Here is a 15,657-nt window from a genome sequence, read left to right on the forward strand (position 1 = left end):
GCGCGCGATGGGAGATATCAATCTGTACCAGTATTCGATCTCGCCGTTCTCCGAAAAACTGCGGCGGGTCCTGGTTCACAAGGGCCTCAAGTGGAACCCGATCGACTGCCACTACGAGGACAAGACCAACCTGCTGAAGCTAACCAGCGGCAAATGGACGCGCGTACCAGTCCTTGAGTGGAACGGCGAGGTGGTGTGGAATTCCGCGGATATCATCAAGTGGATCGACCAGAAGGTTCCCGCCCGCCGGGTGATCCCCGAGGGCCTGCTCGGCCTGTGTGAGATTATCGATCAGTGGGCCGACAATACACTTTTCACTCCAATTCTGTTGCTGGTCATTCCTGATCTTCTCGATGCCGCCGGCGACGCCAAGCTGAGGGCGAATCGCGAAAAACTCATCGGGATGAGCAGCGCTCAGATGCGCTCCGGCGCCGTCGCGTACCGCGAGCAGCTGCTTGTTTATGCCCGGATGATCGATACCCAGCTTCAGGGCAAGGAGTTCTTTCTCGGCGGCGGGTTCACGATGGCCGATGCGTCCTTGTACCATCCGTTTTTCTTTCTCGCGCTTAACCCCGGCAATTTCGAAGAGGTGCGCGAATTCAAAAATCTGATGCGCTGGTACGAGCGCGTCCGCGATCTCAAATAGTACGGAGGGACTCGAACATGGCTCGCAAACTCACGGTCGGTGTCAATTGGCAGGGAAAGCTCGACTTCAGCGGTCTCATCGAACGCGCAAAAATTGCCGATGCCGCCGGCATTCATTCGATCTGGGTCGCCGAAGCGTGGGGCCGCGATGCCTTCACCCTGCTGACTGTGCTGGCCGAGCACACCAAGAAGATTCAGCTCGCCACTTCAATCGTGAATATCTATTCGCGCACCCCCGCCGCGCTGGCGCAGCATTTCGGCACCCTCGATGAGCTTTCTGATGGCCGCATGATCATCGGGCTGGGGACCAGCGGCCCGCAAGTCATCGAGCATTTCCACGGCGTGAAGTTCAATCCGCCGCTGACGCGCATGAAAGAGTGCGTCGAGATCATCAACACCCTCATCGCGGGGACGCCCCTCAATTACCAGGGCCGGCTGTTCAAACTCAGCCGCGGCTTCACGCTGCGCTTCGAAACGGTTCGCAAGCACATCCCGGTTTGGATCGCGTCGCTCAATCCCAAGAGCGTCGAATTCACCGCCCGCCAGGCCGACGGATGGCTCCCGGTCATGATCCCGCTAAGCGGCCTCAAGCGGGCGATCGACGATTTCCGCGCGGTAGCACGGGCAGCGGGACGGGCGCCCACCGCGGTGGAAGTTAAAGCCCCCGGTAACGTGACCGTTACCAACAATCCCGACCGCGCCCGCGCCGGACACGCTGGCACCGTCGCCTTCTACGCGGCTCGGATGGGCACCTTCTATGCAGAGCAACTCACCCGTTACGGGTTTGGCGGCGACGTCGCGAAAGTCAAGGAAGCCTGGAATAAAGGGGGCCCCAAAGAAGGAACCGCGGCGCTCTCCGAAAAACTTTTGAGCGAGCTTGGCTACATCGGCGGAATCGAGGGAGCGGTCGAGCGCCTGAAGGCCCAGGACCAAGCCGGAGTCGATTTGCATCCGGTAGAAATCGACGCCTCAGGGCCCGCCGAGTTCGAAAAGATCGTGGCCAAGATGCTGTGAGAAGTCCGACCGCTGGAGGGCTTTCTGGCGCGGGAGAAGGAGACGCGACGGATGAAGGAGTTCACTCCGGCAAATTCCTTGAAGAGAGCAGTGCGTTTGCCGCCAGCGCCAATCAGGCGCTATATCGAAGACGTGACCGACCGAGAACCTTTGATCAAAAACCGCCGCGCTGCGGCTGCCGGATGACGCATCAAGGAGGAATGACACCATGAGAGCAGCGGTATTCGAAGCAACCAAGAAGCCGCTTGTCGTGAAAGATGTTCCCGACCCGCAATGTGCGCCCAACGGCGCGATCGTTCAGGTCGAAGCTAATGGCGTGTGCCGCTCCGATTGGCATGCCTGGTCGGGCGACTGGGGCTGGATGGGACTGGCGGCCCAGCCCGGTGCGATCCTCGGCCATGAGTTCTGCGGGGTGGTCCAGGAAGTCGGCAAGGAAGTGCGCAACTTCAAAAAGGGCGACCGCGTCGTAGTGCCGTTCAGCCAGGGCGATGGGACCTGCGAATTCTGCCGCAATGGGTCCTCCAACGTGTGCCTGACGCCGTTGCTCCCCGGCTTTTCCTATCCCGGCGGCTTCGGCCGTCTGGTGGGCGTGCCGTTTGCGGACCTCAACCTGGTGAACCTCCCCAACAGTATCGACTTCGTTGAGGCCGCCTCGATGGGCTGTCGCTTCATGACCTCGTTCCACGGCATCGTCGACCGCGCGCAAGTGAAACCGGGTGAGTGGGTGGCCGTATTTGGATGCGGCGGAATCGGTCTGGCTGCGATCAACGTGGCAGCCGCTTGCGGTGCCAACGTAATCGGCGTCGATCTGGACTCCGCCAAACTGGAATTGGCCAAGGGCGTCGGGGCGGCGCACGTCATCAATGCAAAGAAGACCGATCCGGTGCAGGCCGTCGTGGATATCACCAAGGGCGGCGCGCACGTGGCCGTCGATGCACTTGGAATCGCGACCACCTGCCGCAACGCGATCATGAGCCTCCGCAAGCAGGGCCGTCATCTCCAGATCGGTCTCACCACCTCGGCCGAAAAAGGCGAAGTATCGCTGCCCATCGATCGAATGGTCACGATGGAGCTGCAGGTGATTGCCTCGCTAGGCATGCAGGCATCGCACTACCCCTCGATGCTGCAGATGGTCGAAGCCAAAAAGGTGTCGCCCAAGGCCATGGTGACCGGAACCTGTGACCTCAACGGCATCAACAAGGTGTTCGAGGAGATGAACACCTTTCAGAACGTCGGCGTTACGGTCTGCAATCAGTACTGACGTAGCCGCGCGGGAGTTTTCTGTCAGCTTGAGAGAGGGTCCTGCGGGACCCTCTTTTTTTTGGAATGGGAAGAAGCATTCGGTCGGTGGTACAGGCTTCGGTCTGGTGCTGGTTGGTCCCGCGCGTTTCGCTGACGGTGCTAAGCGTGTGCCTTCTGTATTCGCCGGTCATTCGCGCGGGGCCGACCGCGAGTCCCAGCCAATCGCCAAATCCGACGACCGTACCAACCCCGATCGCGCTGCAGCGGCCGGCCTTGCAGGTTGCGGTGGTGGGACTCCGCAACGACCAGGGACAGGTCTCATGCAACTTGTTCACCGATCCCCGGCAGTATCCGCGCGGCGCCGCATTCAAGGAAGTTCGGACCTCAATACACAAAGGGAGCGCGCTCTGCGTCTTCACGGAGGTGCCAGCGGGCAAATACGCGATCGTCGTCTACCACGATGAAAACAACAACGGGCATTTCGATCAGAATGCGTTCGGAATGCCGATGGAAGGGTACGGGTTTTCCAACAACGCGGCGCCCCTGTTCGATGCCCCGAACTTCACCGCCGCCGCTTTCGATTACGACGGCCGTCGCCTCTACACCGTGATCGACATCAGATACTAGGAAACCTGCGGAGTGCGGGCACTTTCAAAGGGTTGACAGCTGGTCCGACCGCCGTGCCTATCCGCTCGTTTTCGGGTTCAGGATCTTGGATTTCTGTAGATCGCGAATAGCACCTTCCTTGCGATGACCGAGCACCTCTGGTCAGCTCATGCTATGAAGTTCGCAATCGATACACCGCAGTTCGGCTCTTACGCCGATCCCCGCGTCCTCGCTCAGCTTGCGCGCGAGGCAGAGGATTCAGGATGGGACGGGTTTTTTATCTGGGATCACATCAACGTCGGATGGCCGGATCCGGTGGCCGATCCATGGATCGCGCTGGCCGCGATGGCATGTGCAACCAAGCATATCCGCCTCGGTCCGCTGGTGACTCCGCTGCCGCGACGCAGCCCGTGGAAGCTCGCGCGCGAAGCTGTGACACTCGACCATCTTTCCGACGGGCGAGTCATCCTCGGCCTGGGTCTTGGTGCCGACGTGTTCGGAGAGATTTCCAGCTTCGCGGGACCACAGGACGATCACCTGCGTGCGGCCATGCTGGAAGAGGGGCTTGCGATTCTAGTCGGGCTCTGGAGCGGCGAGAAATTCTCTTTCGAGGGCCAGCACTACAAGGTTAGCCAGACCCAGTTCTTGCCCGTGCCCCAGCAAAAGCCGCGCATTCCGATATGGCTGGCGGGAACCTGGCCCAGAAAAAAACCGTTTCGCCGCGCGGCCGGCTACGACGGCATCGTGCCAATGAGCGGCAACATCGAAAAGCTGCTGACCCCATCGGATATCCGCGACATTGCCAGGTTCATCGCCGACTGTCGCACCAGTACCGACCTGTTCGACGTAGTCATATCGGGCGAAACCCCCACCGACGATCCCGCGCGCGCCCGCGACTTTGCGGCCGCATACGCGGAGGCCGGCGCAACCTGGTTCCTCGAATCGACCTTGCCATGGAAGCAACCGTACGAAGACTTCCGCCGCCGCGTCGCGGCGGGCCCTCCGCGCTGACCTATTCGGGTTCCCAGGCCGACCCTTTAGTCGAGTCAGTCCTGGTGGATTTCCGCCCCCGAATTGTGCAGGCTCTTCGCCCATGAAGGCAGTAGTTGTCGAGAAACCCGGGGACGAGTCGGTCCTCAAAATCAGTGAGGCTCCGGATCCGGTTTGTGGAGACGACGATCTTCTAATTCACGTGAAGTGCGCGGCCCTGAACCGTGCCGACATCATGCAGCGCCAGGGCTTCTATCCGCCTCCCCCGGGCGCCTCGGAAATTCTCGGGATGGAATGCGCCGGCGAAGTGATCGCGCGGGGGAAGAACGTTACTGGATGGGGTCTCGGCGATCGCGCGATGGCACTGCTCCCGGGCGGTGGTTACGCCGAAAAGGCGGTCGCAAACTACGGCTCTGCCATGAAGGTGCCACCCGGGCTGAGTGACGAGGAGGCAGCCGCGCTGCCCGAGGTTTTTCTAACTGCTTTTCTGAATCTCTTCTCGCTGGCCCAGGTGCAGCGCGGAGAAAACGTACTCATCCATGGCGGCGGCAGCGGGGTCGGCACCGCGTCGCTGCAACTGCTGCGCGAAGCAGGCGCGCGCGCGATTGTTACTGCAGGATCCGACGAGAAGTGTCAGCAATGTCTCAAGTTCGGCGCTGACGTTGCGATCAACTACCGCAAAGGCCCATTCGCGCCCCTGGTCAAAGCCGCCACCAACGACCGCGGTGCCGACATCATTCTAGACAGCATCGGCGGGGCGTACCTTGCTGAAAATCTCGACGCGCTCGCACCCGGTGGCCGCCTGGTCTTGATAGGCCTGATGAAAGGCGCCACCGCCGAGATTAACCTCGCTACAGTTCTGCGACGTCATCTGAAAATCTTTGGCTCCACACTCCGCGGCCGCCCGGTCGCAGAGAAGGCCCAAATCGTGCGTGACTTCCTGGCCCGTTTCGGCGCGGTGCTCGAGGCTGGCAAGCTGCGGCCACCCGTCTACAAAACGTTTCCGCTAAGTCAGGTGAGAGACGCACATCGCATGATGCAGGCCTCCGAGCACTTCGGCAAAATCGTCTTGCGATTAGCCTAACGAGGAACCCGTCGGTTTCGCCGAGTGAAGCCGGGAACCCGTCGGCGCGCGCATGCGGGAGCGGTCGCCCCGGAGGAAGCGTATCGAGCTTGTGCTTGTTCTCCGCGACCGGTCGATTTGCGCCCGTTTTCTGTTGACTGTATAGAGGGGCAGCACTACCCTGAGCGCCAACTGGTTGCGAAGATCCGATGAAAGCCTACCCAATCACATCGACGAGCTCTCCTTAAGGAGAGAATCCCTTCGTAAACCGGCGGAAAAACGCCTCGGGCTGCGAAGCCCGAGGCGTTTTTCTTTGTGCACGTTGAGAAGACACATGCGCAAGCAAGCCCAAATCGACAATTCTGGCGCTCTGGCCATCCAGCCGGCGAGTCGCTCCCTCTATCGCCACGCGGACTTCATGAAGCTATGGACCGGCGAGACCATTTCGCTCTTCGGCACCCGCGTCGGCAGCGTCGCGATGAGTTTTGCCGCGGTCATTACCCTGCGAGCGACTCCGTTCCAGATGGGCTTGCTGTCTGCCGCTGGGTATGTGCCCAGCGTGGTTTTCAGCTTTGTCACGGGAGCGTGGGTGGACCGGCTTCGCCGACGCCCGATCATGATACTCGCTGACCTGGGCCGCACCGCCGTACTGGCGACTGTGCCGCTCGCCGCCATCTACGGCGTGCTCACCATGCGCCACCTCTACTTTGTCGTGCTGCTGGCCGCTCTGCTCGACCTTTTGTTCGACGTTTCGTATCGGACCTATCTGCCAACGCTGGTCGATCGGGAGCAGCTCCTCGATGCAAACGGCAAACTCAGCGCGAGCAGCTCGCTTGCCGAAGTTGCTGGCTTCAGCATCTGCGGATGGCTGGTGCAGTGGATTACCGCACCGTTCGCCATCCTGATCGATGCGGTTTCCTTCCTCGCGTCTGCCATTGCAATCGCGAGTATCAGGACGCCGGAACCGGTTCCCAGCCGCCATCGCGGCGCGCGGGCGCTGGTCGGCGAAATCGCCGCGGGCGGCAGAGCGATCTGGTCCGACGGCCGCCTGCGCGCGCTTGCTGTGGTCGCGTTGGTCGGAGGCTTTTTCCCTAGTCTCTGGAACACGCTCTACATGCTGTTGGTCGTCGACGCCCTTGGCCTCAAGCCGGCCGGGTTGGGGATGATCTTCGCGGTCGGCGGCGTAAGCGCGCTCCTCGGAGCGCTGGCCGCGCAGCGCGCGTCCGATTGGCTCGGCACTGGGCGTGCTATGGTCCTGGGCTTGGCCGTGGGAGGATTCGCGATGGTGCTGCCCCCACTGGCGCGCGGCGCCGGCGCAAGTTCGGTGGCCTTGCTGGTTGCGCACCAACTGATCGGCGATGGCGCGCTAACCATCTATTTCATCAACAGCGTGACTCTGGTGCAGACCGTCACGCCTCCCGTGATTCTCGGCCGCGTGAACGCGAGCTTGCGGTTCCTGAGCCATTCCTCAATTTTGATCGGTCTTCTGGTCGGGGGCGTAGCAGGCCAGCTCGTCGGCCTGCGGCCGACCATGCTGGTAGGTGCCGCGGGGGTGTGGCTGGCGGCAGGGCTGCTCGCCGCCTCGCCAATTCGGAACTGCCGCGCAGTCGGCGCGGGCCTGGAAAATCGGGAGGACGCGCAACGGTGACACACGCGACTGAACACCCCGACGTCGGACGTGATTTTCTGATTCCTTTGCGGGTGCTAATTTTTCTTCTTCTCGATGCGTCTTTCCGAACTCAACTACGATCTCCCCGCGGAGCTTATCGCGCAGCACCCGCTCAAGTCCCGCGAGCAGGCGCGCATGCTGGTCGTTAACCGCAAGCTTGGAACCTACGAGCATTCGCGTTTCTACAAGCTGTATCAGTACCTGCGCGAGGGTGATCTCATCGTTCTCAACGACACTCGCGTATTGCCCGCGCGCCTGCTGGCGCGAAAAGAAAGCGGCGGTCGCGTCGAACTGCTATTCGTGCGACCGGTCGATGATCCGCCCGGAGCGTGGATGGCACTTGCGCGGGGACACCGGGCCCTCAAAGAAGGCGCGCGCCTGCGCCTTGAAAACGGCGGCGCGCTGCGGGTCGTAGGATACGTGCGCGAAGGGCGTCCGGTCTTCGCCAGCGAGGACGGCACACCGATAGCGGAAATACTCACCGGGTCGGGTCTGCTCGCGCTGCCTCACTACATCCGCCGTGAAGTCGGGTCCGAAGATCTCGATGACTATCAGACCGTGTACGCTCGCAGTCCCGGGGCGATTGCCGCTCCGACTGCGGGATTGCATTTCACCGCTGCCCTGCTCGCCGAATTGTCGCACTACGGCATTCGCAGCACGAGAATTACCTTGCACATCGGACCCGGAACCTTTGCGCCCTTGCGCGCGCCCCAGGTCGAGGCCCACTCGATGGAGGCCGAGTGGTTCACGATCCCAGACGGCGCCCGTGCGGATCTCGATCACGCTCGGCGTACCGGCGGTCGTGTGGTCGCGGTCGGAACCTCAAGCGTACGCGCGCTCGAGTCGTGGGCAATTACCGGTGACCCTGAAGGGTTTACCGGGTTGTTCATCTTCCCTGGGTTTCGTTTCAAGATGGTGAACGCGATGATCACTAACTTCCATATGCCACGGACCACGGTGTTGGCGTTGGTGATGGCGCTGGCGGGACCCGAGTTGGTCCTCGATGCGTACCGCGAGGCGGTCCGCCGCCGTTATCGCTTTCTAAGCTACGGCGACGCGATGCTGATTCTCTGATGACGCTGCCAATCGAATTTTCCATCACCGCCAACGACGATCTGGCCCGCGTCGGATGCCTTCGCACACCTCACGGCACGGTTGCAACTCCGGTTTTCATGCCGGTGGGCACGCGCGCGGCGGTAAAAGCCATGTCTCCGGATGAACTCTGGAACATCGGCTATCGGCTAGTTCTGGCGAACGCCTACCATCTGCTGGTGCGGCCGGGTCACGACCTGGTGAGGGCGCTGGGAGGGGTCGGGCGATTCATGGCATTTCCCGGCGCCATCCTCACCGATTCGGGCGGCTTCCAGGCCATGAGCCTCGCAAAGATCAGTTCCGTTTCGGAGGACGGCCTTCGCTTTCGCTCACACCTCGACGGGGCTCCCGTGATGCTTACGCCGGAAAGCGCAATCGAGGTGCAGGAGGCACTGGGTGCCGATATCATGATGGCGCTCGACGAATGCACTCCCTATCCGGCCTCGCACGAGCAGGCACGCAAATCGCTGGAGCTGACGGCGCGCTGGGCCGAGCGCGGGCTGCGCGCACGTCAGAGCAGTACGCAGGCCCTGTTCGGAATCGCGCAGGGCGGCACCCACGCCGACCTGCGTCGCGCCAGTGCACGGCAGATAACCTCGCTGGGTTTCGATGGCTATGCTGCCGGGGGACTATCCGTCGGCGAGCCTAAGGACGAGATGCTGGAAATGGCGGCCTTGTCCGCCTCGCTCCTTCCGGCGGACCGCCCCCGTTACCTGATGGGAGTCGGGATGCCTGCTGACCTTCTCGCCGCGGTGGGAATGGGCTACGACATGTTCGATTGTGTTATTCCCACCCGCAATGCCCGCAACGGCTCGGCCTTCACCAGCGCGGGACGGATCTCGATCAAGCGGGCCGAGTATGCCCGCGATGCGGGTCCGCTCGACCCGCATTGCGAATGCCGCCCCTGCCGGACTTTCTCCCGCGCCTACCTGCGTCACTTGTTTTTGTCGCGCGAGATACTCGCAGCGCGCGCACTGACGGAGCATAATCTGTTTTTCTACGCGCGCTTGATGCGTGAAGCGCAAGCTGCTATCGCATCTCGAACTTTTCGCGCGTATGCAAATTCGATGACCGCGGCCCTAAAAGGAGGCGACGCGGGCGACAAGGACACTGACTGATGCTGTTTGAGGGAATTGCGTGGGCGCAAGCTGCCGCCGCCCAACAAGGTTCGGAAGCTTCGACCTTGCTGCAGATGGCGCCCATAGTGGGGGTTATCGCAATCTTCTATTTCCTCCTGATTCGCCCCCAGACACAGAAAGCCAGGGAGCATTCTAAAATGCTCAAAGAGCTCAAGCGCAACGATGAAGTCGTTACTACCGGTGGCATCGTTGGCAGGATTACCGACCTTGGCGAGAAGCTGGTGACGGTCGAAATTGCCCCCAACGTCCGCGTGAGAGTGGAACGTCCCCAGATCGCTTCGATATCCTCTTATGGCAAAGCGCCCGGGAAAAAAGACAAGGAATAAGGTCGCGCCGGGTCGCTGCGGGATCAATTAAGTTGGACACCCAAGCCTTTGCGCCCCTCCTCATTCTGATCGCGCTGGCGGTTGCTTTCCTGTACCTGCATTTCAGCGGGGGCGACGGTCGCACGCGGCTCTACCTGGCCGCAATCTTGACGGTCGTCGCGATAATCATTCTGCTTCCGAGCCTTAACCTGAACCTTCCCGATTGGATGTCCGCAATTATCGGCGGCACCAAGATTCAAATGGGCCTCGACCTCCAGGGTGGAACCCATCTGCTGATGAGTGTGAAACTCGACGAGGCGGTGAAAACGCAGCTCGGACATCGCGCCGACGACATCAAGCGGCAGCTCAAGGAGAACAAGATCGATTTCGACAACGTTGCGCAGGATGAGTCCGGGAACATCATCGTCAAGCTCAAGGGCAGCGACGAGCGCAGTGCGTTCCTGGATTTGGCCAGCAAGTCATTTCCCGACCTGGTGGTTAACACCGCTCCTTCCACCGGGGGAGGACCAGCCTTCAGCCTGGGCTTCCGGCCGCGCGACCTGTCGCAGATGAAGGCCGACGTAATGGACAAGGCGCTCGAGACGATTCGCAATCGAATAGACCAGCTCGGCGTGCGCGAAACCACGGTGGTGCGCGAGGGCGACAATGAAATCCTGGTCCAGCTGCCCGGAATCCAGGACCCCGAGCGCGCCAAAGAGCTGATTGGCAAAACCGCCGTCCTCGAATTCAAGCTCATTGACGACTCGCACAATCTGCAGGATGCAATTCAGAACGGGCCGCCGCCCGGCTATGAAATCCTCTATGGCGCGCCCGCCCGCGGCGGGCGCACGCCGTATCTGGTGGAATCTCCCGTGCTGATGAAGGGCGACGTGGTCACCGATGCTCGTGTCCGCCCCGGCGGCCGGCTTGAAGGCCCCTACGTCTCCGTTGATCTCGACTCACGCGGAGCCGAGATTTTCGACGCGCTCACCGCCGCGAATGTAGGCCGTCGGCTCGCGATCGTGCTCGACGGCACGGTCTATTCGGATCCCGTCATCAAGGAGCGCATTCCGGGTGGCCATGTGCAGATTACCGGGCGATTCTCGCTCGACGAGGCGCACGACCTCGCCATCGTGCTGCGATCCGGTTCACTACCGGCTGCGGTCGAATTCGAAGAGGAACGCACGGTCGGCCCGTCGTTGGGTCGCGATTCTATTCGTCAAGGTGCACTTTCCTTCATCATTGGCGCCGCCGCCGTGCTGATCTTCATGCCCTTCTACTACAACGGCGCGGGCATCGTTGCGGACTTCGGCTTGACCCTGAATATCCTGCTCTTGATCTGCGTGATGGCGGCGATGCAGGCCACCCTGACCCTCCCCGGCATCGCCGGAATCGTGTTGACCCTCGGAATGTCGGTCGATGCCAACGTGCTGGTGAATGAGCGGATGCGCGAGGAATTGCGCGCCGGCAAGTCTCCGCGGGAGGCGGTCAGGTTGGGCTACGAGCGTGCATGGTCCGCGATTCGAGACTCCAACATCTCGACCTTTGTAGCGGGGTTGATCCTGTTTCAGTTCGGCACCGGACCGGTCAAAGGGTTCGCCGTCACGCTCTGCGTCGGTGTTCTCACTGGTCTATTCTCGTGCATCGTCGTGACCCGCGCTTGGTACGACTATCTGATCGGCGCAAGAAAGCTAAGCACTATCAGCGTGTAGCCTCTTAGCCTGGAGAAAGGTTGGTTCCGGGGGTGTGCTTGGGGCTTGGCACCGTGCGCCAGGTCGCGTGGATCCGCTTTCCCATTTTCTGGCGCGGGCCCCGCGTTCGCCCCTTAAAATTGGTCTGTCCGCCGACGCCACGGAGATAAACTTGACTTGCATGAGGTGAGCAGGTTACAAGAGTCCGTTCTAACTATCAGACCAGAAAGGCGTCTTTTGGACGGAAAGATGGCCGAAAAAGACGACGTTTTGCTGAATTCACGTGAGGTTGCTTTCTTGCTCGACCTCAGCCCCGACACAGTCAACGAGTTCGCGCGCCGTAACATAATTCCGGCCTTCAAGAAGGGGCGGCAATGGCGCTTTCGCAAACGCGATATCGCTTCCGTGAAGCGCCAGCTTCGGGGGGTTAACGCCGCCGCGTAACGGCGGTCAGTCAGCTCTTGGCGGTTTGGGGCAGGGCGGGTGACATCGTCTCCCGCCCTCGGACCCAGCACAATCCAGAGGATTCTTAACGAAATGGCCGAACCGCACGAGAGCCGCATCTATTCCGATTTGTCCCACTTTTACGATGCGGTCTTCAGCCGCGCATTTGAAGACCACGAGCACGAAGTTATCGAGTCGCTAAACCTCCGGCCCGGGCAGCAGGTGCTTGAAGTAGGGGTCGGCACCGGCATGGCACTCGATGCCTTCCCGCCCTACGTTCACGTGGTCGGTATTGATCCGTCCGAGGCGATGCTCGCGCACGCGCGCGACAAGATTCGCGACAACGAGTGGGGCCACGTCGAGGTGCGAAAGGGCGATGCGCTCAATCTCGACTTCCCCGACAATAGCTTTGACGACGTGGTCACGTTTCACGTGATTACGGTCGTACCCGATCCGCTGCAGATGATGAGTGAGATGGTCCGGGTGTGCAAACCGGGCGGCAGGATCGTGGTCGTCAACCACTTCGCGAGTCCCAATCCGGTGCTGTATTTTCTGAACACCGTGGTCAATCCAATCACCAAGCTGCTCGGATGGACCACCCGCTTGCGGGCCCGCGACGTCCTCAGCGGCTACGACATCACCGTCGAGCAACTCCGCCCGGTAGCCCGCTTCTCGATTCATTCGTTGATAGTCGCGCGCAAGAACCAGTAGCGGGAAGGCTGTCGTAGTCGGGCTCCTCGGCACGGCGGGATTTCTCGCAAGCCGAACCTCGACCTCACCGGATTCCGACCAAAGCCCTCTTAGTGACGATGGACGACCCATCGCCCGGGCTGGCAATTGCAATTCTGCACGCACCGGGTCGACACCCAGGACCGATCTGGTCAGAGCGGTCCCTGAGCTTCCCGATTTGATCGGAGCGCCTGACTCGGCTATTGCTCCCTCGGGAGTGCTTGAATCGCCGTGTCAGATTCGGATCGCGACGAGAAAGAGTCGCCGACACCATCCGACGACCAGACTATCGAAGAAATCGCGCGCACCCTCGCCGATCGGCTCCGGGCGATGCCCAACCGCCAGGAAATGACCGACTACGCCGTGTCGTTGCTGCGCGAAAGCAACGAGGAGGCGGATCAGGCGGAGCTGGCGCGTGATACCAAGGCCAAGATCGCGCGGGGCGATCCGTTTAATCCGATCGCGTTCGGCATCCCACTGTTCGTGATTGGAGCCGTACTGCTGGCGACCGGAATCCTCGCCGGGCCGGGTATCGGCGTCATGGCCATCGCCGTGCTCATGGTATTGTACGGTATTGTGGTCTCCTTCTTCTCACGCGGCCGGAAAAGCGCTGGAGAGAGGGGCGGAGAAGAGCGATAGCGAGCGCACATGGAATCAGCCCTTCTTCTTGCGAAGTCGTAGTACAATTAGGTAGCCTTACATGGTTCGGGTTTTGCCCACTACGTACCCGCGCGGCTGCGGAGCAGAGGTAGTAATTTAGTCGGGGGTGGCGGTCTGAGCCGCCCGGGAGTCTCGGTCAGATGGCGAAGTTGGACTGGAACGAAGTCAAACGCCAAATTACGGAATCGCAAGCCTGGCAATCGATTTTCCGCCACGGCTATGAAGATACGCCGCGCAACCGCATCTTGATGGTTTCCGGCAACGTATGGCTCCATCTGCATCCTTCCAAGGTCCAGAAGCACGCGGTCCGGATGCGTTTCACATGGTGCATGGGTGGTATCACTTTCCTGCTGTTTCTGGTGACCGTGGTCACGGGCATCTACCTGATGTTCTATTACCGACCCACTGCGGAATACGCATACGCGGACATGAAGTATCTCGAATTCGACATGCCGTTCGGCATGCTGATGCGAAACATGCATCGTTGGGCCGCGCACGGCATGGTGATCGCGGTCTGGCTGCACATGTTCCGGGTCTTCATGACCGGTTCGTACAAGCCGCCGCGCGAGTTCAACTGGGTAGTCGGCGTAATCCTGCTCGTCCTCACGCTGTTGCTCTCGTTCACCGGCTATCTGCTGCCCTGGGATCAGCTGTCGATTTGGGCGGTTACGGTCGGTTCCAACATGGCGCGCGCCACGCCGCTGCTGGGTCACGGCGGACCGTTCCACGAGATGTTGGGGGTCAACCCGATTTACGATGCCCGCGCGTTTCTGTTCGGCGGTGCCGAAATCGGTCCGCACACGCTGCTGCGTTTCTATATCCTGCACTGCATCTTCTTCCCCCTGGTCGCAAGTATCTTCATGGCAGTGCATTTCTGGCGAATCCGTCGCGACGGAATGTCGGGACCCCTTTAGAACATCATGGGTGACCTGATCTCCTGGCTGGCGCACAATCCGATCGTGCGAGTGACGTTCGTCCCGACGCTGATGGGGTTGGCTATCTATTGGATGTGGCGTCTGGCCGCACCTCCGCCGTGGGAGGATGATGCGAATCACACATAGTGCAAGCGGCCTGCCGCGATACTTTTCGCCCCAAGTCCGGGCGAGGAACTAAATCATGGCGAGCGAAGAAGGAAGCGGATCGAGAAGCGGCTCAATGATGATGGCCGCTGCGGCCGGTGGCGCCGTTGGCGCTGCGCGCGCTCCCAAGGGTGCCCCCGCCGGCAAGCGTATCGAGGTGCCCATCAAGAAGGCCGGGAGCGGCATCGAAGACAAGCTGCACACCTGGCCGTTCCTGGTGCGCAATGAGTTTCTGGTCGCGATCGTGGTGACGGTGCTGCTGACGGTATGGTCGCTAACCATCAACGCGCCGCTGGAAGAGCCGTCCAATCCCACCCGGACCCCGAATCCGTCCAAGGCTCCCTGGTACTTCCTCGGCCTTCAGGAAATGCTCGTGTTCTTCGACCCGTGGTACGCCGGTGTGGTGTTGCCCAGTTTCATTATCGTCGGCCTCATGCTGGTGCCGTATCTGGATATCAATCCGAAGGGGAATGGTTACTACACCTTCCGCGAGCGGATGTTCGAGATTCTGACCTTCTTCATCGGATTTCACGTACTGTGGGTTTCCTTCATCATCATAGGCACGTTCTTTCGCGGCCCCGGGTGGAACTGGTTCTGGCCTGGCCAGTACTGGGATCCACACATGGTGGAGGCACTGACCAACGTCGACCTTCCATACATGTTCGGGTTCCGCGACTATACGCTGTCCGCCCTGTTCGGACTTTCCCTGATTGGCGGCTACTTCGTGGTCGGAATGGCGGTGTTCTACTGGTGGGTGCGCCGGCGCCCAGCCAATGATCCGTGGTCCGCGTTCCCGGGCGGAGGTCCTGAGTTGTTGGAGAGGTGGGGCCCGGTGCGCTTTGGCATAATCGGGTTTCTGCTGCTCGCGATGGCCGGGGTCTTCATCAAGATGGTCATGCGGCACGCGCTCAACATCAAGTACATACTGGTAACCCCCTGGATTAACATCTGACGGCGTGACAGCAGCGCAAGTGTGTACATCCTGGGCAAAGTGCTGGAGGCGTTGGGATGCGCCGACGTAGGATTCGCGCTCTACGTCGGCATCACCCAGCCGCGCGGGATGGGTAACGAGTTCAAGCTGACGGGCATCGGAATCTTGGTGTTCCTGGTCGGCTACATTGTTGAGAATTTATCCGGCGAGCGCTCCTGACCGCGCGAGGGGGGAGGGCGCATTGACCACGGTTATCAAGGGCAGGGTAAGAATAGATGGCTGGCAGACCGGGGCTTGATCCCAGCGAAGAAGCAAAATCCTACAGCGCGATGTTCGTGCTGATGGTCGCACTGTTGCT

Annotated in this window: 18 protein-coding genes; all 18 read left to right on the forward strand. The window is 60.9% G+C overall.

The features are described from left to right. Positions 1–7 precede the first annotated feature (7 nt). The 18 genes from VGI36_07610 to VGI36_07695 all read left to right on the forward strand — a co-directional run bounded on the left by VGI36_07610 (position 8) and on the right by VGI36_07695 (position 15,518). Positions 8–646, forward strand: a complete 639-nt coding sequence (locus tag VGI36_07610; GenBank protein HEY2485000.1) for a glutathione S-transferase family protein — start codon at positions 8–10, stop codon at positions 644–646. Between the two features lie 17 nt (positions 647–663). Further along, complete coding sequence (locus VGI36_07615) at positions 664–1,659, forward strand: LLM class flavin-dependent oxidoreductase (GenBank protein HEY2485001.1); 996 nt, start codon at positions 664–666, stop codon at positions 1,657–1,659. Positions 1,660–1,867: 208 nt separating this feature from the next. Then, on the forward strand, positions 1,868–2,920 hold the full coding sequence (locus VGI36_07620) for a zinc-dependent alcohol dehydrogenase family protein (GenBank protein ID HEY2485002.1): 1,053 nt from the start codon (positions 1,868–1,870) through the stop codon (positions 2,918–2,920). 86 nt (positions 2,921–3,006) lie between these two features. After that, on the forward strand, positions 3,007–3,528 hold the full coding sequence (locus tag VGI36_07625) for a DUF2141 domain-containing protein (GenBank protein ID HEY2485003.1): 522 nt from the start codon (positions 3,007–3,009) through the stop codon (positions 3,526–3,528). 153 nt (positions 3,529–3,681) lie between these two features. Continuing rightward, entirely contained in the window at positions 3,682–4,518 is an 837-nt protein-coding gene (locus VGI36_07630) for an LLM class flavin-dependent oxidoreductase (protein ID HEY2485004.1), read from the forward strand. An 82-nt stretch (positions 4,519–4,600) separates the two neighbouring features. Next, a complete protein-coding gene (locus tag VGI36_07635; GenBank protein ID HEY2485005.1) occupies positions 4,601–5,581 on the forward strand; it encodes an NAD(P)H-quinone oxidoreductase in 981 nt (326 codons plus the stop codon). Positions 5,582–5,894: 313 nt separating this feature from the next. Continuing rightward, a complete protein-coding gene (locus VGI36_07640) occupies positions 5,895–7,208 on the forward strand; it encodes an MFS transporter (protein HEY2485006.1) in 1,314 nt (437 codons plus the stop codon). A 75-nt stretch (positions 7,209–7,283) separates the two neighbouring features. Continuing rightward, the gene (gene queA / locus VGI36_07645) at positions 7,284–8,303 is read left to right on the forward strand and encodes a tRNA preQ1(34) S-adenosylmethionine ribosyltransferase-isomerase QueA (GenBank protein HEY2485007.1); all 1,020 of its coding nucleotides are present in this window, start codon (positions 7,284–7,286) and stop codon (positions 8,301–8,303) included. Then, positions 8,303–9,439, forward strand: a complete 1,137-nt coding sequence (gene tgt, locus VGI36_07650; GenBank protein ID HEY2485008.1) for a tRNA guanosine(34) transglycosylase Tgt — start codon at positions 8,303–8,305, stop codon at positions 9,437–9,439. Before queA ends, tgt begins: the two co-directional genes overlap by 1 nt. Further along, a complete protein-coding gene (yajC, locus tag VGI36_07655; GenBank protein ID HEY2485009.1) occupies positions 9,439–9,786 on the forward strand; it encodes a preprotein translocase subunit YajC in 348 nt (115 codons plus the stop codon). The genes tgt and yajC overlap by 1 nt, the downstream gene beginning before the upstream one ends. A gap of 32 nt (positions 9,787–9,818) precedes the next feature. After that, positions 9,819–11,477 carry a protein translocase subunit SecD gene (secD, locus tag VGI36_07660; GenBank protein ID HEY2485010.1) on the forward strand — a complete coding sequence of 553 codons (1,659 nt, stop codon included), beginning with the start codon at positions 9,819–9,821 and terminating at the stop codon, positions 11,475–11,477. Positions 11,478–11,705: 228 nt separating this feature from the next. Continuing rightward, the gene (locus tag VGI36_07665; protein HEY2485011.1) at positions 11,706–11,900 is read left to right on the forward strand and encodes a helix-turn-helix domain-containing protein; all 195 of its coding nucleotides are present in this window, start codon (positions 11,706–11,708) and stop codon (positions 11,898–11,900) included. Positions 11,901–11,993: 93 nt separating this feature from the next. Beyond that, the gene (locus tag VGI36_07670; GenBank protein ID HEY2485012.1) at positions 11,994–12,611 is read left to right on the forward strand and encodes a methyltransferase domain-containing protein; all 618 of its coding nucleotides are present in this window, start codon (positions 11,994–11,996) and stop codon (positions 12,609–12,611) included. A 249-nt stretch (positions 12,612–12,860) separates the two neighbouring features. After that, positions 12,861–13,268, forward strand: coding sequence for a hypothetical protein (locus VGI36_07675; protein HEY2485013.1), 408 nt, complete (start codon positions 12,861–12,863; stop codon positions 13,266–13,268). A gap of 161 nt (positions 13,269–13,429) precedes the next feature. Then, complete coding sequence (locus tag VGI36_07680) at positions 13,430–14,203, forward strand: cytochrome b N-terminal domain-containing protein (GenBank protein HEY2485014.1); 774 nt, start codon at positions 13,430–13,432, stop codon at positions 14,201–14,203. A gap of 6 nt (positions 14,204–14,209) precedes the next feature. After that, the gene (locus tag VGI36_07685) at positions 14,210–14,350 is read left to right on the forward strand and encodes a hypothetical protein (protein HEY2485015.1); all 141 of its coding nucleotides are present in this window, start codon (positions 14,210–14,212) and stop codon (positions 14,348–14,350) included. A 55-nt stretch (positions 14,351–14,405) separates the two neighbouring features. Then, complete coding sequence (locus VGI36_07690) at positions 14,406–15,320, forward strand: hypothetical protein (GenBank protein HEY2485016.1); 915 nt, start codon at positions 14,406–14,408, stop codon at positions 15,318–15,320. 21 nt (positions 15,321–15,341) lie between these two features. Continuing rightward, the gene (locus VGI36_07695) at positions 15,342–15,518 is read left to right on the forward strand and encodes a hypothetical protein (GenBank protein HEY2485017.1); all 177 of its coding nucleotides are present in this window, start codon (positions 15,342–15,344) and stop codon (positions 15,516–15,518) included. Positions 15,519–15,657 lie beyond the last annotated feature (139 nt).

It is taken from the genome of Candidatus Binataceae bacterium (assembly GCA_036495685.1).
GTDB lineage: Bacteria > Desulfobacterota > Binatia > Binatales > Binataceae > JAFAHS01.

Excerpts from the sequence above, each read along its gene's own strand:
- VGI36_07610 (HEY2485000.1), top strand. The coding sequence starts at position 8 with ATGGGAGATATCAATCTGTACCAGTATTCGATCTCGCCGTTCTCCGAA.
- VGI36_07615 (HEY2485001.1), top strand. The coding sequence starts at position 664 with ATGGCTCGCAAACTCACGGTCGGTGTCAATTGGCAGGGAAAGCTCGAC.
- VGI36_07620 (HEY2485002.1), top strand. The coding sequence starts at position 1,868 with ATGAGAGCAGCGGTATTCGAAGCAACCAAGAAGCCGCTTGTCGTGAAA.
- VGI36_07630 (HEY2485004.1), top strand. The coding sequence starts at position 3,682 with ATGAAGTTCGCAATCGATACACCGCAGTTCGGCTCTTACGCCGATCCC.
- VGI36_07635 (HEY2485005.1), top strand. The coding sequence starts at position 4,601 with ATGAAGGCAGTAGTTGTCGAGAAACCCGGGGACGAGTCGGTCCTCAAA.
- VGI36_07640 (HEY2485006.1), top strand. The coding sequence starts at position 5,895 with ATGCGCAAGCAAGCCCAAATCGACAATTCTGGCGCTCTGGCCATCCAG.
- queA (HEY2485007.1), top strand. The coding sequence starts at position 7,284 with ATGCGTCTTTCCGAACTCAACTACGATCTCCCCGCGGAGCTTATCGCG.
- tgt (HEY2485008.1), top strand. The coding sequence starts at position 8,303 with ATGACGCTGCCAATCGAATTTTCCATCACCGCCAACGACGATCTGGCC.
- yajC (HEY2485009.1), top strand. The coding sequence starts at position 9,439 with ATGCTGTTTGAGGGAATTGCGTGGGCGCAAGCTGCCGCCGCCCAACAA.
- VGI36_07665 (HEY2485011.1), top strand. The coding sequence starts at position 11,706 with ATGGCCGAAAAAGACGACGTTTTGCTGAATTCACGTGAGGTTGCTTTC.
- VGI36_07670 (HEY2485012.1), top strand. The coding sequence starts at position 11,994 with ATGGCCGAACCGCACGAGAGCCGCATCTATTCCGATTTGTCCCACTTT.
- VGI36_07680 (HEY2485014.1), top strand. The coding sequence starts at position 13,430 with ATGGCGAAGTTGGACTGGAACGAAGTCAAACGCCAAATTACGGAATCG.
- VGI36_07685 (HEY2485015.1), top strand. The coding sequence starts at position 14,210 with ATGGGTGACCTGATCTCCTGGCTGGCGCACAATCCGATCGTGCGAGTG.
- VGI36_07690 (HEY2485016.1), top strand. The coding sequence starts at position 14,406 with ATGGCGAGCGAAGAAGGAAGCGGATCGAGAAGCGGCTCAATGATGATG.